Raw genomic sequence first — 22093 nt, 5'->3', positions numbered from 1 at the left:
TCAATGCGCAAGCAGGAGCCCGCATGTCCCCCATCCGACAATGTCTCGTCACCGCCGTACTCGCGGCACTGGCCACCGGCGCCGTCCAGGCGCAAAACGTGACGCCGATCCAGAGCGGCCGGAGCATCACCGGCCAACTCGATGAGCGCAGCCCGAAGGAAGCCGACAACACCGCCTACGCGCTGTACGGCTATCGCGGCACGCCGGGGGAGCGCATTCTGGTCGAACTGAAATCCAGCGATTTCGATGCCTATCTCACCATCGGCGGCAGCGGAACCGCCCAAGGCTGCGAAGACTGCCGCCGCAACGACGATGGCGGCACGGGCACCGACAGCCGCCTGCGCTACACCCTGCCCGCCAGCGGACAGGTGCAGATCCGCGCCGGCATGGTCGACCCCTCGCAATCGGGCCGCTACAGCCTGCACCTCAGCACGCTGCCCCCCGCTGCCCCGGCACGCCCGCAGGCACTCGCCATCGGGCGGGAAACCTCGGGCCGGCTGGGCGAGCAGGCCCCGCTCGACGACAACGACCGCCCCTACGACCTGTGGACGCTGCAAGGCCAGCCCCAGCAGTCATTGGTGCTGCGAATGGACGCGGAAAACATGGACTCGATGTTGCGCTTCGGCCGGATGATCGACGGCCAGTTCGTCCAGGAATCCGAGGATGACGATGGCGGACGCGGCCTCAACGCCCGCCTGCGCGTCACCCTGGACGACGCCGGACACGGCGCGGTGCAGGCCACCTCGCCGGACGCCACCGCCAGCGGGACCTACCGCATCAGCGCCACCGTCCCGCCGCGCCCGCAGCCGATCCGCGTTACCGATCTCAACATCGGCGATTCCTTGCAGGGCAAGCTGGAAGAAGGCGACAGCTTCACCGAGGACAAGGAAATCCTCTACGACATCTATCGCATCAAGGGCCGGCCCGGCCAGCGCGTGATGGTGCAGGTGGGCTCCGATGAGTTCGACACCCTGCTGCGCTGGGGCGTGCTGGACGGCGGCCGGTTCATTCAGGACGCCGAGGACGACGACAGCGGCGGCGGCACCAACTCGCGCATGACCGTCACCCTGGACGCCGACGGCCAGGGCCGGCTCATGATCACCTCGGCCGGCGAAGGAAACGGCCGCTACACGCTTTCGGCAGTGAACGCGCCGCGCGGGCGCTGACTGCCGGCGCCACGCCGGATGTCCGGGCCGCCGCCCGCCTGCTGCATCTCCTCGACCGCCTGCGCCGCGCACGCACGGCGGTCATCGGCGACGCCCTGTCCGCCGGGCTCGGCATCAGCCTGCGCACGCGCTACCGCGACATCGCCAGCCTGCGCGCCCAGGGCGCGGAAATCGAGGGCGATCCCGGCATCGGCTACCGGCTGCGCGCGGGGTTTCTGCCGCCGCCGCTGATGTTCGACCGCGACGAACTGGAAGCCCTGGTACTGGGCGCGCGCTGGGTGCGATCGCAACGGGCCGACATGGCGCTTGCCGATGCCGCCGGCCGCGCATTGGCGCGCGTCTCCTCGGTATTGCCCGAGCACCTGCGGCTGGACGTCGACACCAGCGGGTTGTTCGTACCGGCCTGGCGGGAGAACGAAACGCCGGAAACCTGGCTGCCGGCGCTGCGCCACGCCATCCGCGAGGAACGCAAGCTGCGCATGCGCTACATCGATGCGGCCGGCGCGGCGAGCAGGCGCATCGTCTGGCCGTTCGCCATGGCCTTCTTCGACCCGGTGACACGCATGTTCGCCACCTGGTGCGAACTGCGCGGCGATTTCCGTCACTTCCGTGCCGACCGGGTGGAGGCGCTGCACGATACCGGCGAACGTTACCCGCAACGCCGCCATGCGCTGATCCGCCGCTGGCGCCGGCATTCCGGCATCCAGGACGCTCACGCTGCTGACGGAAACTGACACCCCCGAGGACTACGCTGCTCACGCCACCACGGCATTCCACACGTACCGGGAGTTTGCAATGAATACCCAAGCCCTCACCTTCTATACCCACCCCATGTCGCGCGGCCGCACCGTCCGCTGGATGCTGGAAGAATGCGGCGCGGATTACGACACCGTGCCGCTCGACTACGGCACCACGATGAAAGCCCCGGGATATCTCGCCATCAATCCGATGGGCAAGGTGCCGGCGTTGACCGATGGCGATGCGGTGCTGACCGAAGTCGCCGCGATCTTGCTCCATCTGGCCGAGCGCTTCCCCGAGCGCCACCTGGCGCCGCCGCCCGGCACTCCCGAACGCACCAGCTACTACCGCTGGATCGCTTTCGTCAGCGGCCCGCTGGAAACGTTGATGAGCGCGAAATCCACCGGCCACCTGGGCGAACCGACGAGCATGGGCTACGGCACCGAGGACGACGTGCTGAACACGCTCGACGACCTGGTCGGCGAGCGCGACTTCATCGCCGGCGATCGCTTCACCGCCGCGGACCTGCTGCTCGCCGCCTACCTGGCCTTCTACATGCAGTTCAAGATGATCGAGCCGCGCCCGAACTTCGTCCGCTATACCGAACTGCATCGGAGCCGGCCGGCATCGGTGCGGGCCGATGCCATCGACGAACGACTGCTCGCCAAGCAGGCACGGCCCGGCTAAACCGGCGGCGATCACGCCATGCCGGGCGTCCCCCCCATGTCCGGCGCGGTGGCGCCTCTTTCCACCCCGGGCGGCACGTCGCGCAGATGCACGTCCATCTGCGGGAAGGCGATTTCGATGCCATGCGCGGCGAATGTCGCGGCAATCGTCCCATGCAGTTCGCTGGTGGTATCGAGACGATCACCCATGTTGGCCACGAACACGCGCAGCTCGAAATCCAGGCTGCTGGCCCCAAAGGCCAGAAACCAGGTGCGCGGCGGCGGTTCGCTCATGACCCGCGGGTGTTCGCGTCCGGCCTTCAGCAGCAACTCGTGCACCTTCTCCACCGGGCTGCCATAGGCCACGCCAACCGGAATGGTCAGGCGGGTCACGTTGTCGCTCAACGTCCAGTTCGTCACCTGGCCGGTGATGAAGGTCTTGTTGGGGATGATGAGTTCCTTGTTTTCGAAATCCTGCACAGTGGTGGCGCGGGTGCGGATACGGGTGACGGTGCCGGTAATCCCGTCGATGGTGATGACGTCGCCGACCCGGAACGGACGCTCGGTGAGCAAAATCAGGCCGGAAACGAAATTGGCGAAGATTTCCTGCAAGCCGAAGCCCAGGCCCACCGTCAATGCCGCCGCCATCCACTGCAATTGCGACCAGCGCAGGCCAAACAGGCTGAACGCGGACAGCGTGCCCACGATCACCACCCCATAGCGCAACAGGGTGGTGATGGTGTAGCGCATCGACGCGCCGATGTGCTGCTGGCGCGAAAGCACCATTTCGGTCAGGCCGGGCAGGTTCCGGGCCAGACTCAAGGTCAAGACCAGCACGAACAGGCCCGCCAACACGTCGAGCAGCGTCACGGCATTCTGCACGCTGCCGCCATCGGCGCTCTTGCTGGTGTAGTACCAGAGGTTGACGCCTTCGAAGCGGAACAGCGCCGGCAGCAAATCCGACCATGCCCACAGCAGACCGATGATGATCAGCACCATGCGCAGCAGGTTCACCATGCGGCGCGATTGCGCGCTGACATCCACCAGTTCGATTGCCGAGCCGGATTCGTCATGCCTTTCGCCGGACTCCACATCGACCACCTCGTCGCCGCGGTCGAGTTGCTTTATCGCCAATGCGCGTTCGCCCAGCAGGAGCCAGCGCAACAACAGGCTGTGGATGACCTGCACCAGCAGCAGCACGGTCAGACTGGCCAGAATGGCATTCAGCAGCAGACTGCTCGAATACACGAACCCCACCCCCGCCAGCACCGCCACCGCCACGAAACACAGTGGCAACGACGCGTTCAGCATCAACCGCAGGCGACGATCACGGCCGCGCCACAGTTCGGCGCGGCGCAGCAGACGCCAACTCAGCCCGCCCAACCCCAGCGAGAGCAGGATGATGGCCAGCCGCGCGTGGACCACCACCGCCTGGTCGACTTGCCGGAATAACGCCCATAGCCCGACGAAGGCCATCGGCAGCAAAATAGCCGCGCCGATCCGCCATGCGGCGCGTAGATTGCGCAGACGCGCCCGCGACCAGTTCATGTGCGCATCGGCCAGGCCGTTGGGCATGATCAGCGCCCGCATTAGGCCCAGCACCCAGCCCATGCCGGCCAGCACCAGCAAAGCCTGTCCCAGCGCCTCGATATCGGGAACCACGCCCGCCCCCAGGCTTTGCAGCATGTAGCCCAGCAGCCAGAACGTCACCGGCAACGGTAAGGCCATCAGGATCGTGAGCCCGAAAGCCTTGACGGTCAGCAGGAAATTATCGCGATAGACATTGCGCACCTGCGACGCGATCGCGTCCATCTGCTCGGGAATGCGCCGGCGCAACCAAAGCAGGCCGGCGAATACCAGCACGATCAGCCCATAAGTGATCGGACTCTTGACGACATCGCGCCCAAGCAAGCGGGCGATGGTGCCGATATGGAAATTGCGCAGGCCATCGGCCAGTTCACGCGGCAACTCGGCGATCCATTGCGCATCGATCGCCCCATGACTCGGCACCCATAGCAGTTCGCGTTCCATCAAGGCGCGCAGCTCGCCGCCGCGCCGCTCCAGGTCGGCCAGTAATTCATCGACGCGCCGCAGCGCCTGGATGCGGCGGTCGAGGATCGGATCGAGCTGTTCGATCAACTGGTTGCCGCGCGCCTGCAACGCGGCGAGCTCCGCCGATACGCCTGCATCCCCGCCATGCATGACGACTTCGACGTTTTGCCGGCGCTGCTCGCCCAGCGAATAGCGCGTCAACTTCAATTCGCTGAGCTTTGCCTGCACGTCCTTGCGGCGCAACGCCAGGGTGTGGGTCGAGGGCGTATTGAGCCGCTGCTGCCACAACCAGTGGCCGAACATCGCGCCCCCGCCCAGATTCAGCCGCGCCTGGGTATCGCGAAGCAAACCGCCCACCCGCTGGCTGGCCTGCTCGTATTCGCCAAGCATCCCGCGATCCTTGGCCAGGGCTCGGGTGTCATCGAGAATGCTGCGCGCCATGTGCGCATTGGATGCGGCTATCTCCGCCGCCGGGCCGCCGGCGCCGCGCAACGAGGCCGCGCGCGCATCCAGCTCGTCGAGTTGCTGGCGCAGACGCTTCTCGCTCAGTTGCGCGATCCGCTGGTTGAGCCAGGCGATGCGCGGTTCGTGCAGGGACAACGCCCGACGCGTCTGCTGGATGCCGGCTTCAAGCTGACGCAGGCGATTGCCGGCGGTCTGGTCCTCGGTTTCACGCAGTTCGATTTCGGCCAACAGCAAGCGATGTTCGGCATTGCGCCTCAGGCGGCGGCTTTCGTAGAGCGCGGGCGGCTCGCCGTCCTCCATCACCGGATCGCCCTCGATCTCACCGGCGCGCTGACGCAAATCGGCCAGCACATCCAGCATTTGCCCCGGCCGTGAAAGCTCGGCGGCGACTTCGTCGCTGTCGGTATCGATGCGCTCGCGGAACCGCGTCACCGCGGCACGCTCCTGGGCCAGCAGACGCTCCAACGCATCGATGTTCACATCATCGAGCAGGCGCGCGCGCCAGGCATTCAAATCGGCGCCGATCTCGGTGGCGGTCAACGCCGGGCGCCGCGATTCATTCAGCGCTTCCGCCTGTTGGCGCAGCCGGGCGCTCTGCGCTTTGAGATCGGCCAGTTGCTTGTCCGCAATGGCCACCGCCTCCAGGTTGGCCTTGACGGCGGTTTTCTGCGCTTCGTTCAGACCGACGACATCAAAGTCGCCGCGCGCCGCGCCGGTCATCGAATCCATGGCGGCCTTCGGGTCGCTGACATCGACCTGCGCCGAGGCCGGCGACATCGACGAGGAGACCAGCAGAAGAGCGGCGGCGATCAGCGGGGAAATTCGCATCGACTCGGGGGCACTTGGAGACAGCGGCCATTCTGACCGAGCATGCCGGCGGATGCAGCCCGCATCCGGCTTCCCACGCGAGAGCTTGGCCGCGCCTTCACCGCCAAGCGGAACGGGCGGCCTCGTGGCCGCCCGTTCGCACGCGATTCAGCCGCGCTCACTCATCGATATCCTCCGGCCCCGGGCAGTTGCCGGGCATGTCGGCCTCGGGCGAAGGCGAGTGGAAGGGGTTGTCCTTCTTCATCCGCGCCAGTTTTTCCAGTGCGGCCTCGATGCCCGCGCCATAGGCCGGATCGGCCTTGCGGCAGTTCTCCACATGGCGTTGCTTGATGAAATCCGGCGCATCGCCCAGCGCGCGCGCGGTGTTGTCGAACAGACGCTGCTTCTGACCCTCGTCGAACAGCCGGAACAGTGCGCCGGGCTGGCTGAAGTAATCGGCATCGTCCTCGCGATAGTTCCAGAAATCGGCATCACCCCGGATCTTCAGCGGCGGGTCGCGGTATTCCGGCTGTTCCTGCCACTGGCCATAGCTGTTCGGCTCGTAGTGCGGCAGGTCGCCGTAGTTGCCGTCGGTACGCCCCAGGCCATCGCGATGATTGCTGTGCACCGGGCAGCGCGCGGCATTGACCGGAATCTGGTGGTGGTTGACGCCCAGGCGGTAGCGCTGCGCATCGGAATAGGCGAACAGACGCGCCTGCAACATCTTGTCCGGCGAAGGCCCGATGCCCGGCACCAGGTTGCTGGGGGCGAAGGCGCTCTGCTCCACGTCCATGTACCAGTTCCGCGGATTGCGATTCAGCTCGAACTCGCCGACCTCGATCAGCGGATAGTCCTTCTTCGGCCAGATTTTGGTCAGGTCGAAGGGATGGATGCGGTAGGTCTCGGCATCCAGCTCCGGCATCACCTGGACGTAGAGCTTCCATTTCGGGAATTCGCCGCGCTCGATGGCCTCGAACAGGTCGCGTCCGCTGCTCTCGCGATCCATGCCGACCACCGCGCCGGCCTGCGCATCGGTCAGATGCTCCAGCCCCTGCTGGCAGACGAAGTGGAACTTGATCCAGAAGCGCTCGTCGTCGGCATTGGTGAAGCTGTAGGTATGCGAGCCGAAGCCGTGCATGTGGCGGAAGCCACGCGGAATGCCGCGGTCGCTCATCACCACCGTGATCTGTAGCAGCGCTTCCGGCAGCAGGGTCCAGAAATCCCAGTTGTTGCGCGCCGAGCGCAGATTGGTGTGCGGGTCGCGCTTGACCGCCTTGTTGAGGTCGCCGAACTTGCGCGGATCGCGCAGGAAGAACACCGGGGTGTTGTTGCCCACCAGGTCCCAGTTGCCTTCCTCGGTGTAGAACTTCAGCGCGAAACCGCGGATGTCGCGCTCGGCGTCGGCCGCGCCGCGCTCGCCGGCCACGGTGGTGAAGCGGGCGAACATCTCGGTCTTCTTGCCGACCTCGCTGAAAATCTTGGCCTTGGTGTAGCAGGTGATGTCGTTGGTCACGGTGAAGGTGCCGAACGCACCGCTGCCCTTGGCGTGCATACGCCGCTCGGGAATGATCTCGCGGTTGAACACGGCGAGTTTCTCCAGCAACCACACGTCCTGCATCAACAGCGGGCCGCGCGGGCCGGCGGTCATCGAATTCTGGTTGTCGACCACCGGCGCGCCGAAGGCGGTGGTCATGTGGCTGACCGGGCATTTGCCGTGTTTCTGTTCCGGCGTGGTACTCAATTCCTTCTGCAACTTGGCGCGTTCTTGCGTCACTTGCTTGTTGTCACTCATGGCTGGCTCCGCTTGGCTTGGGAAGTGTCGGCAAGGATGATGGCAATCAATAGATATTTGAAATCGATTATTGCAACATGATCGATAGATAGAACAAATCAATCTACCGCCGACCTTCACCATAGTGCCGGAGTCCTCCTACAGCTTCTGTGACCGTGGGTCTCAAACCAGCAGTTTCAGCCGGTAAAGCGCTTCATGCGCCTGTTTCGGCGTGAGTTCGTCCGGCTCGATCCCGGCCAAGGCTTCCAGTACCGCGCTGGGCGGCGCGAACAGACCGATCTGCTGGGGCGCATCCAGTATTTGCGCGGTCAATGGCGCGGGCTTCGGCGTGTCCTGCCGCTCCAGTTCGGCCAAACGCGCGCGCGCCTCACGCACCACGGCCTTGGGCAGACCGGCCAGCGAGGCCACCTGCAACCCGAAGCTGCGATTGGCCGGGCCATCCTTCACCGCGTGCATGAAGACCAGGCGCTCATCGTGCTCCACCGCGTCCAGATGCACGTTGTGGATGCCGCTGCCGGGCTCGGCCAGCGTGGTCAGTTCGAAGTAATGCGTGGCGAACAGGGTGTAACTGCGGTTGGCGTCGGCCAGATGGCGGGCGCAGGCCCCGGCCAGCGCCAGGCCATCGTAGGTGGAGGTGCCACGCCCGATTTCGTCCATCAGCACCAGCGACTCGGAGGTGGCGTGATGAAGGATGTAGCTGGTTTCCGACATCTCGACCATGAAGGTGGACTGGCCTTTGGCCAGGTCGTCGCCGGCGCCGATGCGGGTCAGGATGCGATCGATCGGGCCGATTTCCGCGCGCGCCGCCGGCACGAAACTGCCGATGTGGGCCAGCAGCACGATCAGCGCGTTCTGCCGCATGTAGGTGGATTTACCGCCCATGTTGGGGCCGGTGATGATCAGCATCCGAGTGGCTTCGTCCAGCCGCAGATCGTTGGGGGTGAACGGTTCGCCGCGCACGGCTTCCACCACCGGATGGCGACCGCCTTCGATCCGCAACACCGGGTCGGCCAGGAGCTTCGGGCGCGACCAGTCCAGCGCTTCGGCGCGTTCGGCGAAACCGGCCAGCACGTCCAGCTCGGCCAGCGCCGCGGCGCACTCGCGCAGGGGTTGCAGGTCTTGGTTGAGCGCGTCCAGCAGTTGTTCGTAGAGCAGCTTCTCGCGCGCCAGCGCGCGTTCGCGCGCGGACAGCACCTTGTCCTCGAAGCCCTTGAGTTCCTCGGTGATGTAGCGCTCGGCGTTGGCCAGGGTCTGCCGGCGGGTGTAGTGCACCGGCACCTTGCCCGCGTGCACCTTGCCCATCTCGATGTAATAGCCGTGGACGCGGTTGTAGCCCACCTTCAGCGTGGCGATGCCGGTCGCCTCGCGCTCGCGCGCTTCGAGGCCGATCAGAAACTGGTCGGCATTGGTGGAAAGCTGGCGCAGTTCGTCCAGTTCGGCGTCGAAACCCTCGGCGATCACCCCGCCGTCGCGGGCCACCAGCGGCGGCTGCGGCACCACCGCGCGATGCAGGAAATCGGCGGTGGCGGCGTGCTCGCCCATGCTTTCGGCCAGCTGGAGCAGGCGCGGCGAATCCAACGGCGCGAGCTGCGCGCGCAACACGGGCAATTTCAGCAGCGCATCGCGCAGCGTCGAGAGATCGCGCGGGCGAGCGCTGCGCAAGGCGACGCGGGTGAGGATGCGCTCGACATCGCCAAAGCCGCGGAAGGCTTCGCGCAGGTCATCGAAGGCGCGAGCATCGACCAACGTCTGTACCGCATGCAGGCGCGGCTCGACGACCTCGCGCGCGCGCAGCGGACGGTGCAGCCAGCGCCGCAACAGCCGCCCGCCCATCGGGGTGATGGTGGAATCGAGCACGCCGAGCAGCGTGTTGCGGGTATCGCCATCGATGCGCGTATCCAGCTCCAGGTGCCGGCGCGTCGCCGCGTTCATGGCGATGGCGCCATCGCCGGACTCCAGCGCGATGGCGGTGAGGTGCGGCAGCCGCTGTTTCTGGGTTTCCTCGACGTAACCGAGCAATGCGCCGGCGGCGGCGATGGCGAGCGGCGCGTCCTCGATGCCGAAGCCGGTCAGGTCGTGCAGCTTGAAGAAGGCCAGCAACTGGCGCCGGGCGGCATCCGCATCGAACAGCCAGGGCGCGCGCCGGCGCAGACCCGCGCGCGTGGTGATCGCCAATGGCCAGCCCTCTTCGTCGGGCAGCAGCAGTTCCGCCGGCTCCAGCCGGGCCAATTCGGCTTCCAACTGGTCGTCGTTGGCGACCCGCGCCACCTGGAAGCGCCCACCCGCCAGATCGGCCCAGGCCAGGCCATAGCCGCTCCTGTCGCGCGCCACCGCCATCAGCAGGGTGTCGCGGCGGTCCTGCAACAGCGCTTCGTCGGTCACGGTGCCGGGCGTGACGACCCGCACCACCTTGCGCTCGACCAGCCCCTTGGAGGTGGCCGGGTCGCCGATCTGCTCGCAGATCGCCACCGATTCGCCCAGCGCCACCAGCCGCGCCAGATAGCCTTCGTAGGCATGGTGCGGCACGCCGGCCATCGGGATCGGCTGGCCGGCGGACTGGCCGCGCTGGGTAAGGGTGAGATCGAGCAGGCGCGCGGCCTTGCGCGCGTCGTCGTAGAACAGTTCGTAGAAATCGCCCATGCGGAAGAAGAGCAGCACGTCCGGGTATTCCGCCTTGGCGGCGAAGAACTGCTTCATCAAAGGCGTATGTTCCACGGCATGTTTACCGGGCTTTTGTTTGTCTTTCGAATCAGTGCGTTGCAAGTTTCAAGTTCCGATGAGTGGCCGTCCGTGCCGATTCGTTGCGGCCGCTGGCGAGGCTTCGCGTCGCGCGGGCGTTGCAAGGCCATGGTACGGGGCATCCCCCGCCACGACGCAAGCGGACAGGCGAAGGACGGTGGCCCGGGGGTTGCAACGGAAGCGCCAGGCAAGCCGCGCGGCCTCAAGTTTAAGACGGCGCATGCGCCCCTGGCGCAGGAAATGCGGCGAGGCGGCGCGGGCGCATCCTCTTCGGAGGACGCGCGAGGGCCGCGGCCGGGTACTCGATGTAGCCCGGCTCGCTTTCAGCGGCAAAGGAGACAGGTAGACGACGCGCGCCGGCCACGAGGCGGCGCATTCGAGCCCGGCAGACGCCAGGAGCTGAGCACGGAGACGCCACGCGTGGGCCGGCAAACACCGGCGACACCTTCGCCCGCGCCCGAATGGGGCATCTTCGGGCCGCCAGCGGCCAGCGCACCGCCCGTTCAAGCCCACCCGGCGCGACGCGCCGGGTGGGCGCGGAACTCAATACCGCCAGGTCAGGGCCAGGCGCGCGGTGCGGCCCGGGGCCGGCATCACGCCCAGCGCCAGCGGGTCGAGGTAATAGCGATCCGTGGCGTTGTCCAGGTTGGCTTCCACCGACAGTTGCTCGTTGAAACGCCAGCTGGCGAACAAGTCCACCAGGGTATTGGCGCGATACAACTGCTGGATGGCCGACAGCCCGACATTCCATTTCTTGTCCAGCTTGCTGATTGGCCCGGCGTTGTGGATCACCCGCGTCCCGAAGATCAGGCGTTCGGCGAAAAGGCGCGACCCAAGCGTCAGGTTCACCGTGTAGCGCGGCGGGTTCTGGGTATTGGTGTACGACCCCACGAAGCCGCCATCGACGCAATCGGGCGTCCGTTTCAATTCGTCGATGTCGCGGGCCTGGCCATACTGGCGGCGCTCGGCGGCGATGTCCGGCGCACAGGTCTTGGCCCCGAAGTAGTAATGCCCCGACAGATCGGCGAACACCCGGCCGCCGTCGTAGCTGGACTGCCACTCCAGGCCGGAAACCTTGAAGCGATCGACGTTGCGGATCAGCCCGGCCGACAACGTGCGGTAATCGCGGGTGATGAGGTTGTCGATGCGCGTGTCGAAGTACGCCAGTTTCAACGCCAGACGGTCGCCCGCCGCGAACAGGTCGCGGCGGACCGTGCTCGCGCCCAGTTCCCAGCCGCGCGCGCGTTCCGGCTTCAGTTCGCCCACCGGCTTGGCGGCGGTGAACAGGCCCAGCGTGGTTTCGAACAGGCTCGGCAGCTTGGTGCCCCCGGCGTACTTCAGGTAGGCCACGCTGTCTTCGGTGAAGCGATAGGCTAGGCTGGCGGCCGGCGAGAAGGCGCTGTCCTGGCGACGGATCGGCTGCGACCATGTCCAGCTCACAGGTACTTTCAGGTCTTCGGCCGGGCGCGCCTTGTAGAAATCCCAGCCGGCGATGTCGGCCACGGTGCCCTTCTTGTAGGGCGAAGCCAGCAGCGATTGCCGGGTGAAGTCGCCATTGGCATCCGGGTACCAGTTGAGCAGCGCGACGCGTTTGGCGCGCCACGGCGGCAACGCCGGATCGCCACTGAGCAGTTCGGTGTAACGGTACTGACCCCGCACCTCGTAGGCATCGGGCTTGGCCAGACGGTTGCGATCACGCACGTCCACGCGGTTCCAGCGCCCGCCCAGCATGGCTTCCCAGTGTTCGTCCGGCGCCCATTTCATCGATGCCACCACGCTGTATTCCTTGCGCCGGGCGTTGCGCAGGAAGCGGTTGTTGACCAGGTCGTCGTGCATGACGGGCGCCGAGCGCCCCGGCCGGATGTCCTCGTCGCTGAAGGCCAGGCCGTAGTCGAAGGTGAACAGGCCGACGCCTGTCCGCACGCGCGAGGTGTTGCTGGCATCCAGGCCAAAGCGCTTCTGCCGCAGTGGATTGCGGTAGGCGTCCTTGTAGCCGGGGTCGCCGCTGAACCTAGGGGCGTCGTACCACTCGGTGCGACGGTTGAAGTACCACGGGGTGATGCCGGTCAGGCCGTTGTACATCACGCTGTCGGCATCGGTGCGCCAGGCATTGACGCGAAGATCGACCAGCGCGCTGTCGGGGTTGAAGCGGTAGCGCAAGCTGTAACTGTCCATGTCCACCCGCCCCGGTTCCCACTGCGGCACGTGGTCGCGCTTCACCCGGATGATCTGCGAGGCCATGATCTCGCCGGCCCTGCCAGCATAGCGACGGTAGCCGGCTTCGAGCGTCTGCGCCTCGTCGATACGCCAGGTGCCCTTGAGCAAGCCGGACACCGAGCGGGAAGAGGTATTGAACACCTCCGTGCGTGGCGGGTTCAGCGGCGCCAGCGTGCGCCGACGTTGCGGGAAGTCATCGTAGCCATGCGTACCGGAAAAATAATTACCGTTGTCACGGTAGGCGTAGGCGGCCAGCAGTTCGAAACGATCCTGGCGAACGGCGGCGGCGACGTTGAAGAACTGGCTGCCGGTGGCGGCGCGGCCGGTACGCGGCACGGCGCTGAAGGACGGCAGGTTGTTGGCGCTGGCATTGGCCAGGCCCGCGCGGACGCGCACGCCGGCATCGCTCCCTTCGCGCAATATGTCCTCGGCCTTCAACGTCTCCATTTGCACCACGCCGCCGATGCCGCCGGAGGCGTTGGCTTGCAGGCTCGGCCCCTTGGTGATGGTCAGGCGGGAGATCAGATCCGGGTCCAGGTAGGTACGCTGCGACTGCCCGGCATAGCCGCGATAGGTATCCATGCTGGACTGGCCACCATCGATGATCACCGGCACCCGGCTCTGGCCCTGAATACCCCGGATGTTGACGTCGAAACCGTTCCCCACCCGCGGATCGCCAGCGGTGACGCCGGCCACGCCCTTGACGATGTCGCCGGTGGAAGTGCCACGGAAGCGTTCCAGCGCGGGGCGGCCGATGCTGGTGGTGGAGCCGACGCCAAGGTAGCTGTCGAGCAGGCGCGCCTCGTCGCCGGGGGCGTCGTCGCCGGCGCGGTCGCCGGCCACGCTGAGGGTGTCGGTGACGATCACGCCGGACTCAGCCGGCACCGGCTCGCCGGCTTCGAGCGTCACCGCCTCGGCGCTGACCCAACGCGCCACCAGACCACTGCCCTGCAACAGGCGCGACAGGGCCTCGCCAGCCGGGAAGGTGCCGCTGAGCGACCGCGAAGTCATGCCGCTGGTCAGCGCGGCCGGATAGACCAGTTGCACGCCGGACTGGCGCATGTAGACGCGTAACGCCTTGTCCAGCGGCTGGGCGGGAATGTCGTAATGCTGTAGCGCGGCGCGCACGGGCGCGACGGCGGCCAGCGCCGATACGAACGACCCGGCGCTGGCCAATCCAGCGGTCAGCAGGGCGATGCACAAACGGGACGGGCGCGGCGAACGGCCCGGACGATGGGACTCAAGCATGGAGGAACCTGTCAGATAGGCGGAGCCGCGGTCGCGGCATCATCCGCGACCAGCGCGGACACGGCGACGTACGTGGCGGCGGCGGGTACGTTCACAGTTAGGACGAATGACGAGTCGGCAACCCCAAGGCCAATCGCCGCGACGCCCTCAACGCGGCGCGGCGCGCACGATGGCCACGCCCAGCGGCAGCCGCGTGACCTGCAACCCCGCACTGGCCGCCAGGGTGTCCAGCGCCTGTTCGGGACGGTCGATACGCAACGCGGCGCTGACCGTCGGCAGCCGCGACAGATCGCCATGCACCAGGATCGGCCCGGAGCGATAACGGCCCAGCCGACGCAGGGCATCGGCCACGCTGGCCCGCTCCAGCAGCAACTCGCCCTGGCGCCAGGCGCCCACGCTGTCCACCGCGACATCGCCAAGGCGGGTCACGCCGGCAGCGCCGCCGTAGGCGGCCCGTTGCCCGGCGCGGAGGTAGGTCCACCCGCCGCCGGCCGGATAGGCCACGCGTATCCGGCCCTGCCCGACCCGCGCCTCCACGGCTTCGTCCGTGCGGGCCACGGTAAACGCGGTGGAAACGTCTTCGACCACCCCGTTGCCGGCCGCCACGCTGAAGCGACGCCCGGCATCGGGCTTCACCTCGAACCAGACACGGCCGCGCAGAAGCTCGACGCGGCGGGCCTGGCCGTCGAAATGCACGGCGATCGCGCTGCCGGCATCGAGCACGGCGCGGCTGCCGTCGGGCAATTGCACGGCCCGCACCATCGGGCCGCTGCGATGGTCGGCCTGCAAGCGCAGCCAGGCATCGGGCCAGACCAGCAGCACCGCCAGCGCGGCGGCCGCGGCCATCGCCCAACGCATTCGCCGCACGGGGGCGGCCGATGGGCGCGGCCCCAGGCTTCGCCACAACGCGCGCTCGTGCTCGTAGGCGAGGCGATGCCCCGGCCGCGCCAGCCATTGTTCGAACACACGTATGCCCGCCTCGTCGACCCGGCCGGAGGACAGCCAGACGATCCACGCCCGGGCCTGTTCGGCCAGGGAGGCATTGGTGGTGAAGGCGGGATGCGGCGGGCTCATCGGCTGGCGGCCGGGGCGGACATGGCCCACTGAACCGCATGCCCGGCCGGAAAATCAAGACGGCCCGACGACGACGAACCCCAAGCGCACGGCATCATCAGCCGCCACGCGCCCAGGCCAGACGCCGCAACGCACGGCGCACATGGTTCTCCACCGTCGTCACCGACACTCCGAAGCGACTGGCGATCTCGGCCTGGGTCAGTCCTTGCAAGCGGTTGAGACGAAAGATGCTACGGGTCGGCTCGGGCAGATGCTCGGCGGCTTCTAGCACGCGCTGTAACTCATCCCGGGCCATGACCTGCGCCTCGGTGGAGATCGCCTCGTCCGGCCCCCACAGGTAATGCTCCGCCAACAGGCGACTGTAGCGGGTGGACTCGCGCCCGTGGTCGGTCGCGAGATTGGCCGCCAGACGGTAGAGATAGGCGCGCGGGTTGTCGATGGCCTGGGCGCCGTCCACCGCGCGCGCTCTGAGCCAGACCGCCTGAATCACGTCCTCGGCCCCGCCGCCGCCGAGAATGCGCTGCACGCGACGCAACAATGCCGGACGTTCACGGATCAGCAGTTCGGTCAGAAGAGCGGCATTGGAAGACATCGTGAAGCTGGAAACAGATCGGGCAACGCTTAATGCTACCCAATTGTTGAGAACAAGTCGCATTGACTGGAAAAATCCCGCCGTGGCGCGCGCGCCATGAGCGCCTCATCCCCCAGCCATCTCCCGAGTTTTCCACCTGGCTTTCCATCCGGCCTTCCACGCAATCCGCGCCGGACGCCGGCCCGGCCCAACCCAACGGACACTGGCTTCGGGCCTGCTCCATTCCGCGCCGGGCGCCGGGCGCCGGGAACGGTGACGGCCAGGAATCAGATCACGCTGGTAAGGTCGTAGAGCGGCACCAGGATCGACATCACCACCACGCCGATCAGCACGAACATCACCACCGTCACCACCGGCACCAGCGCCGCCATCGCGCGGTCGAGCACGCGCTTGATGTCGTGCTCCAGGGTGTCGGCGGCTTTCAGCAGCAGCGCGTCCAGCTCGCCGGCCTCCTCGCCCACCCTCATCATCTGCAACGGCAGGCGCGGGAAATGCGGCTCGGACGCCAGCGCATCGGACAGGCGCGCACCGCCGCGCACGGCTTCGGTCGCCTGCCGGATGGCGTTGGTCAGCACTTGGTTGGACAACACGCCCTGCCCTATGCGCAGGGCATTCATCATCGGCACGCCGGATTCCAGCAAGGTGCCGAGCGTGCGCAACCAACGCTCGGCCTCGATCTTCCCCAGGAGCGGCCCCAGCCCCTTGCGCCGCAACAACCAGGCGTCCAGCACGGGCTTGGAAGCCGGCTGCTTCAACCACAGGTTGAGCACGAACAGCGCCGCCATCGACAGGCCGAGCAACAGCCACCACCAGCGCCGCACGAACATGCCGAGGCCGAGCACCGCTTTGGAGAACCACGGCAACTCGGCCTGCAAATTGGCGTACATCTCGGCGAACTGCGGCACCACGTAGCCCAGCAGAAACACCATCGACATCAGCACGGTCGCCATGAGGATGGCCGGGTAGATCGCCGCGTTCACCAGCCCCCGGCGAAAGCCGGTGCTGCGCTCCAGATACTCATTGAGCCGGCGCAATGCCTGCGGCAAAGCGCCGCCCGCCTCGCCGGCCTTGACCATGCCCTGAAGCAGCGGGGGAAACGCCCGCGGATGCCGCGACATGGCATCGCTTAGCGTGCTGCCGCCGCGCACGTCGTCGCGCAGTTCCGCCACCAGCGCGGTCATCGCCTCGCTGCCGGCGGACTCCTGAAGGATGACGAGCGCGCGGTCGATCGGCTGGCCGGCGGCGAGCAAGGTGGCGAGCTGGTCGGTGAAGCGCACCAGCAGGTCGTTGCCGATCTGCGAGCGACGCCGCCACAATGGCGCGCGCGCGCCACGCAGAGCGCTACCGGCCGGCTGCACGTCCAGCGGAATCCATTGCCGCGCCTGCAATTGCGCGGCCGCGGCGGTGACGTCGGCGGCCTCCAGCACGCCCTCGCGCGGCTGGCCCTTGTCGTCGAGCGCGTTGAAGCGGAAAGCCCCCATGTCAACCCAGCTGCGTCACGCGCAGCACCTCGTCCAGCGTGGTCAGGCCGGCCAGGGCCTTTTCGATGCCGTCCTCGGCCATGCTGCGGAACCCTTGCTCGCGGGCGATGGCTTCAAGCTGGCCGAGTGTGGCGTCCTGCATCACCGCGTGGCGCAGTGCATCGCTCATCAACACCAGTTCGACGATGGCGACCCGGCCCAGATAACCGCTCGCGCTCACCGCCGAGGGCGCCGGCCGCCACAGGTGGATGTCGCCCTCGGGCTGGAACCGGCGCAGGCCGAAGCGTTCGATCTCCTCCTCGCTGGCGAGATAACGCTCGGCATGACCCGGCTCCAGCTTGCGCACCAGCCGCTGCGCCAGCAATGCGTTGACGGTGGAGGTGACGAGATAGTTCTCGATGCCCATGTCGCGCAGACGGGTGAGGCCGCCGGCCGCCGAATTGGTATGCAGGGTGGAAAGCACCAGGTGGCCGGTCAACGCCGACTGGATGGCGGTGCGCGCGGTCTCGATGTCGCGCATCTCGCCGACCAGGATGATGTCCGGGTCCTGGCGCACGATGCTGCGCAGCGCGCCGGCGAAATCCAGCCCGATCTGCGGCTTGACCTGAATCTGGTTGACCCCGTCCATGCGGTATTCCACCGGGTCTTCCACGGTGATGATCTTGACCCCCGGCCGGTTCAGCCGCGCCAGCGCGGCATACAGCGTGGTGGTCTTGCCTGAGCCGGTCGGGCCGGTCACGAGCACGATGCCATGCGGTGTGGACAACGCCTGGCCCAGCAAGGCGCGCTGGGCCTCGGTATAGCCCAGATCGGCCAGGTCGAGGGTGACGTTCTCGCGGTCAAGCAAGCGCAGCACCAGCGATTCCCCATGCGTGGTCGGCACCGTGGACACGCGCAGATCCAGCTCGCGGCCCTGCACCCGCAACTGGATGCGGCCATCCTGCGGCAGGCGGCGCTCGGCGATGTTGAGTCGGGCCAGTATCTTGAAGCGGCTCATCACCGCCGGGGCCATCGCCAGCGGCGGCGCATCGGCCTCCTGTAGCACGCCGTCGATGCGGTAACGCAGCTTCATCTCGCGCTCGAACGGCTCCAGGTGGATGTCCGACGCACGCAGCTCCACCGCCCGTTGCAATATCTGATTGACGATGCGGATGACCGGCGCTTCCGAGGCCAGATCCTTCAGATGCTCGACGTCGTCGAGATCGGCGCCAGGCTCGGTGGTTTCATCGTCGTTGGCCGGCTGCGCCTCCGGGTACCAGCGCGCCAGGAGCGCGGTGAGACCCGAGCGCGGCGCCACCTTCAGCATCAACGGCATTTCCAGCGCCAGCGCCAGCGCGTCCAGCGAGGAGGCATGCCAGGGATCGGCGGCCCAGACCTCCATCGCGCCATCGCGCTCGCCCACCGGCACCAGCTGGAACTGGCGCAGGAAGCGCGGCGACACCTGCGCCACCTCGGCCAACGCCTCCGGCAGCGCTTCCGGCGCCTCGGCCGGATCGACCAGCGGCAAGCCCATCGCCTCGGCGGCGGCGCGCGCGTGATCCTGCTCGGACAACACGCCCAGCCGCTCCAGCAACGGCAGCAACGGCACGGCTTCCGGCGTGTTGCGCAGGGCCTCGGCACGGCGCAGATCTTCGGGCTTCAACCGCCCGCGCGTCAGCAATTCTTCGATGATGCGGGTTTCGTGGCTCACGCGATGGCTGTGGGATGGACTCGCCGCATCTTATCCACTGTGGCGGCGCGGCGTACACTCGCGGCGATGTCCGCAGACCCGACTCCCCCACCCGCCTGGCACGGCGACGTGCGCAGAGCGCGCGACGAGCAGGCCACGCTCGCCACGCGCGTCCGGCTGCGCGACGACTTTCCCCGCCCGCTCCGCACCCTGGCCGGCTTCGATGTCGGTTTCGAGGACAGCGGCGCCATCACCCGCGCCGCGGCGGTGCTGCTCGACGCCGCCACGCTCGCGCCGCTCGCCACCCGCGTCGCCCGCCTGCCGACGACGATGCCCTACATTCCCGGCCTGCTCTCCTTCCGCGAACTGCCGGCCCTGATCACCGCGCTGCGCGCGCTACCCGCCACGCCCGATCTCTGCTTCATCGACGGCCACGGCATCGCCCATCCGCGCCGGCTCGGCATCGCCGCCCATTTCGGCATCGTCAGCGGGCTGCCAAGCCTCGGGGTGGCGAAAAAGAAACTGGTCGGCAAACACGCCGAACTGCACGAGATGCGCGGGGCCTTCACGCCTTTGCGCGATACCTCGAAGGGCCTGCCCGGCGAGCAGATCGGCTGGGCGCTGCGGAGCAAGCCCGGCTGCCTGCCGCTGTTCGTTTCACCTGGACACCGAGTATCGATGGCCTCGGCGCCGGAACTGGTGATGCAGTTCGTCACCCGCTACCGCCTGCCGGAACCCACTCGTCTGGCCGACCGGCTGGCTTCACGGCGCGGCGCCATGCCCGCCTGCGATTCGGCCGCACTTGCCGATGCCGGCCTGCCAATGACGCCACTTGCCACCGAAGAATGAGGATGTGCCCATCGCTGTCGTACCGGCGATACCGACACCCGACCGGGGCGCGGCACTGTCGGCATCCCCATCGAAGCGCAAGTTTTAGATGTAGCTGCAAAGCTGCCCTTGCTTGCCCACATGCGGCAACACGTATTCGAGCTGCACCAGTCGATCCAGATGCATGCGTAGCTGCGGTCACTTAAGCCCAACACACCATGCACGTTGCGCGGGTAAACAGCTAGGCGTGTCGCAGCAGACAGTGACCGCCTATGAGAGCGGCAAGCGCCGTGTGCCGATCTCGCACCTGCCGCGCTTGGCAACGCTGCTCGGTACCTCCATTGAGGCATTAATTGGCCAGCCCACGCCTGCGAACAAACGTGGGCCAAGCCCGAGGATTCAGCGGCAGCTCGAACAGGTCAGCCGCTTACCCCATGCTAAGCAGAAGATGGTCAGCGAAGTCTGGATAGACTGCTGGCGCAGACAAGCCAAGCGAAGCATCAACACCATACTGAACGCTGCACCCAATAGAGCCCCCCAGCTCCAACGCTACCAGCAGAAGTTGCAGCGCCAGAATTAACCCCTGCCATACCACCTGAGGCGACTTCAACACACGCCACGGCACCGCACTTTTCGCAATATACATCAGCGGTTGTTGTTTGAAGCCCATATGGATCAGAAAAAGCTAAAGGCATACCTCCAACATAGCCATAAGTGTCAATTCCACCGACAAGCCCAATCGGATCACTCTGCACGTAACGGCCTGTTCCTAGTTCGTAATCCCGGAAGTAGTTGTAGTGCAGCCCCGTGTGTCGGTCGTAGCGTTGGCCAGGGAAGTGTAGGTCGAATTCGCATGTGCCTTGGCGAGGTCAACGCGGATGGCTTCTATCTTTTTGTTGACCTTCTCCGTTCTGCACTCGGAAGGCGGTGTCCTCTCCAAAAGCGAGCCGTATAGCCGATTGTTCGTGAAATGAGCCGAAGCCCCAATGTTGTTGGCGACCAAGGCTGCAGAACATGCGTAGTTATCTCCACCACTGCACGCAGCCTGATAGTAAACGCCCCAATTCCCAACATTTGCGTGCCCTTTCTCTGCAGCGGCCACCCAACAACCTCTTTTATTCAGTAACTATTAAAATTAGCTCTTGCCGCCCTCCCCAACAGAATAAACAAGATCGGCCCAAGAAAAATTCGCACGACATCAACCATTAAGGCTTGCACTTTATGGCCTTCTTTCCGTAATACAGAAGCAAGACCAAAGAATCCCGCAAACCGCCCTTTTGCAGCAGCCCTCAGGTAGTACTTCTTAGCTAGAGCGGGCTTGCTCTCTGCTACTTCGTAGTACTCAGCAAAAGCAAGATCAACTTCCGGGCTATGACGAACTCCACTTGCCTCTCGAATGTATTTGAACGCTTCAGGATAACTACCTACCCCTTGCTTCATCAAAGCCCTAGCAAGGTACAAAAATGGAATTAAACCCAAACCTCCAATCAAATACGAAGCTGCCCTGTAATTCTCTACTGCTTTCGCAAGATCGACTTGAACACCCTCCCCACCAAACTCAAAAATCAACCCTTTTAATAGGTAGGCTGCCGCATCATCCGGCGAGCCCTCCACTTGGAGCACTTCCTCTAATGCTGCAAGTGCAATAGAAGCCTTCCAGTCATGAAAGGCATCCTGCGCTCGCCGCATTGCTTCCGAATTATTCCTCATGGCTTGGGGGGTAACTTAGATTGAATATTATTCACCCCTTGCTGCGATTGCTGTCGTATCTGCCGCATAGTCTGAACGTGTTGCAACCATTGCCTAGGACGGCCTGCATTACCTGGAATGCAAACACCAATGGCAATACATGTATTTAACACAGCCTCCTTGGCTTCGGGACTTCTGCAAACATTCGCGGCAACTCCCGCAGCCTCAGGCAATGCAAGAACAACGCCAGCACCAGCATATGAACCAAAAACTGCCGTTGTAGCCCCAGCAGTGGCACTACCCCAGTACACATAGTTCATTTGCAATGCCAACGAATCCGGAAGACGCTGACCAGAGCCTGGGCGTTTATTTAGATTCCGCGAATACGGCAACCACTGCAAACCCTCTGGATCGACAAATAAAATTGGATTTCCCCCGACATAGGCATACGTATTGATACCCCCACTCAACCCAATCGGGTCGCTCTGCACGTACCGCCCTGTCTGTGGTTCGTAATCCCGGAAGTAGTTGTAGTGCAGCCCCGTGTGTCGGTCGTAGCGTTGGCCAGGGAAGCGTAGGTCGAACTCGTAGCGTTCGCCGTCGCCGTCCGGGTCTTCTTCCGGTGCGTCCGCGCCGAACGCTTCCCCCGTCAGCGGCCATCTCCATGTCGCCACGTTGCGCTTGGCATCGATGATCACTCTCGGTGTGCCCAGGTGGTCCGGTTCGATGTAGCCGATATTCGCCGCCGCGCCGCTACCGTCGATCACGGCAATCGGGTAATTCTCCAGCCAGATCACCTGCTGTTTCGCCTGGCCTTGGCCATCGTATTCCCCCAGCCATTGGCCCGCTTCGTCGTACAGGTAGCGCTGGG

15 protein-coding genes and 1 pseudogene are annotated in these 22093 nt (G+C 65.8%); 5 read left to right on the top strand and 11 right to left on the bottom strand.

Going from position 1 to position 22093, the window contains the following annotated elements; genetic code table 11:
• The first annotated feature begins 23 nt into the window (after positions 1 to 23).
• From EBB59_RS12460 to EBB59_RS12450, 3 genes are all read left to right on the top strand, one after another.
• On the top strand, positions 24 to 1166 hold the full coding sequence (locus EBB59_RS12460; protein WP_122102478.1) for a hypothetical protein: 1143 nt from the start codon (positions 24 to 26) through the stop codon (positions 1164 to 1166).
• Entirely contained in the window at positions 1163 to 1900 is a 738-nt protein-coding gene (locus EBB59_RS12455; protein WP_122102477.1) for a helix-turn-helix transcriptional regulator, read from the top strand. Before EBB59_RS12460 ends, EBB59_RS12455 begins: the two co-directional genes overlap by 4 nt.
• Before the next feature lie 61 nt (positions 1901 to 1961).
• Positions 1962 to 2591, top strand: a complete 630-nt coding sequence (locus tag EBB59_RS12450; RefSeq protein WP_122102476.1) for a glutathione S-transferase family protein — start codon at positions 1962 to 1964, stop codon at positions 2589 to 2591.
• An 11-nt stretch (positions 2592 to 2602) separates the two neighbouring features.
• On the opposite strand, the gene EBB59_RS12445 is transcribed toward EBB59_RS12450, so the two are convergent.
• The 8 genes from EBB59_RS12445 to EBB59_RS12410 all read right to left on the bottom strand — a co-directional run bounded on the left by EBB59_RS12445 (position 2603) and on the right by EBB59_RS12410 (position 18726).
• Positions 2603 to 5914 carry a mechanosensitive ion channel domain-containing protein gene (locus tag EBB59_RS12445; protein WP_122102475.1) on the bottom strand — a complete coding sequence of 1104 codons (3312 nt, stop codon included), beginning with the start codon at positions 5912 to 5914 and terminating at the stop codon, positions 2603 to 2605.
• A 157-nt stretch (positions 5915 to 6071) separates the two neighbouring features.
• Complete coding sequence (locus EBB59_RS12440) at positions 6072 to 7685, bottom strand: catalase (protein ID WP_122102474.1); 1614 nt, start codon at positions 7683 to 7685, stop codon at positions 6072 to 6074.
• A 162-nt stretch (positions 7686 to 7847) separates the two neighbouring features.
• Positions 7848 to 10448 carry a DNA mismatch repair protein MutS gene (mutS, locus tag EBB59_RS12435; RefSeq protein WP_425451834.1) on the bottom strand — a complete coding sequence of 867 codons (2601 nt, stop codon included), beginning with the start codon at positions 10446 to 10448 and terminating at the stop codon, positions 7848 to 7850.
• 519 nt (positions 10449 to 10967) lie between these two features.
• Positions 10968 to 13889, bottom strand: a complete 2922-nt coding sequence (locus EBB59_RS12430; RefSeq protein WP_122102473.1) for a TonB-dependent receptor — start codon at positions 13887 to 13889, stop codon at positions 10968 to 10970.
• Between the two features lie 147 nt (positions 13890 to 14036).
• Positions 14037 to 14963: a FecR family protein gene (locus EBB59_RS12425; protein ID WP_122102472.1), complete on the bottom strand. Its 927-nt coding sequence runs from the start codon at positions 14961 to 14963 to the stop codon at positions 14037 to 14039.
• A 97-nt stretch (positions 14964 to 15060) separates the two neighbouring features.
• Positions 15061 to 15555 (bottom strand): RNA polymerase sigma factor, encoded by a 495-nt coding sequence (locus EBB59_RS12420; RefSeq protein ID WP_122102471.1) that lies wholly within the window; start codon positions 15553 to 15555, stop codon positions 15061 to 15063.
• A 266-nt stretch (positions 15556 to 15821) separates the two neighbouring features.
• Complete coding sequence (locus EBB59_RS12415) at positions 15822 to 17036, bottom strand: type II secretion system F family protein (RefSeq protein ID WP_122102470.1); 1215 nt, start codon at positions 17034 to 17036, stop codon at positions 15822 to 15824.
• A gap of 1 nt (position 17037) precedes the next feature.
• Positions 17038 to 18726, bottom strand: a complete 1689-nt coding sequence (locus EBB59_RS12410) for a GspE/PulE family protein (protein ID WP_122102469.1) — start codon at positions 18724 to 18726, stop codon at positions 17038 to 17040.
• A 66-nt stretch (positions 18727 to 18792) separates the two neighbouring features.
• On the opposite strand from EBB59_RS12410, the gene nfi reads away from it, so the two are divergent.
• Both nfi and EBB59_RS12400 read left to right on the top strand, forming a co-directional pair.
• Positions 18793 to 19554 (top strand): deoxyribonuclease V, encoded by a 762-nt coding sequence (nfi, locus tag EBB59_RS12405; RefSeq protein ID WP_122102468.1) that lies wholly within the window; start codon positions 18793 to 18795, stop codon positions 19552 to 19554.
• Between the two features lie 163 nt (positions 19555 to 19717).
• The gene (locus tag EBB59_RS12400) at positions 19718 to 20113 is read left to right on the top strand and encodes a helix-turn-helix domain-containing protein (RefSeq protein ID WP_122102467.1); all 396 of its coding nucleotides are present in this window, start codon (positions 19718 to 19720) and stop codon (positions 20111 to 20113) included.
• Here the strand turns inward: EBB59_RS12400 and EBB59_RS14500 are convergent.
• The 3 genes and pseudogenes from EBB59_RS14500 to EBB59_RS12390 form a co-directional block, all read right to left on the bottom strand.
• Positions 20034 to 20369 (bottom strand): annotated as a pseudogene (locus EBB59_RS14500) (RHS repeat-associated core domain-containing protein); the annotation flags it as partial. The gene EBB59_RS12400 and the pseudogene EBB59_RS14500 sit on opposite strands and share 80 nt — an antisense overlap.
• A gap of 283 nt (positions 20370 to 20652) precedes the next feature.
• Positions 20653 to 21243, bottom strand: a complete 591-nt coding sequence (locus EBB59_RS13570; protein WP_147455593.1) for a hypothetical protein — start codon at positions 21241 to 21243, stop codon at positions 20653 to 20655.
• Positions 21240 to 22093 (bottom strand): RHS repeat-associated core domain-containing protein (locus EBB59_RS12390; protein WP_147455592.1); only part of this gene is annotated, 854 nt, incomplete at its 5' end. The genes EBB59_RS13570 and EBB59_RS12390, both read right to left, overlap by 4 nt.

It is taken from the genome of Solilutibacter pythonis (assembly GCF_003697345.1).
Lineage (GTDB): Bacteria > Pseudomonadota > Gammaproteobacteria > Xanthomonadales > Xanthomonadaceae > Solilutibacter > Solilutibacter pythonis.
Note: the sequence above shows the minus strand (reverse complement) of the source record. Positions and strands in the feature narration are given on the sequence as shown.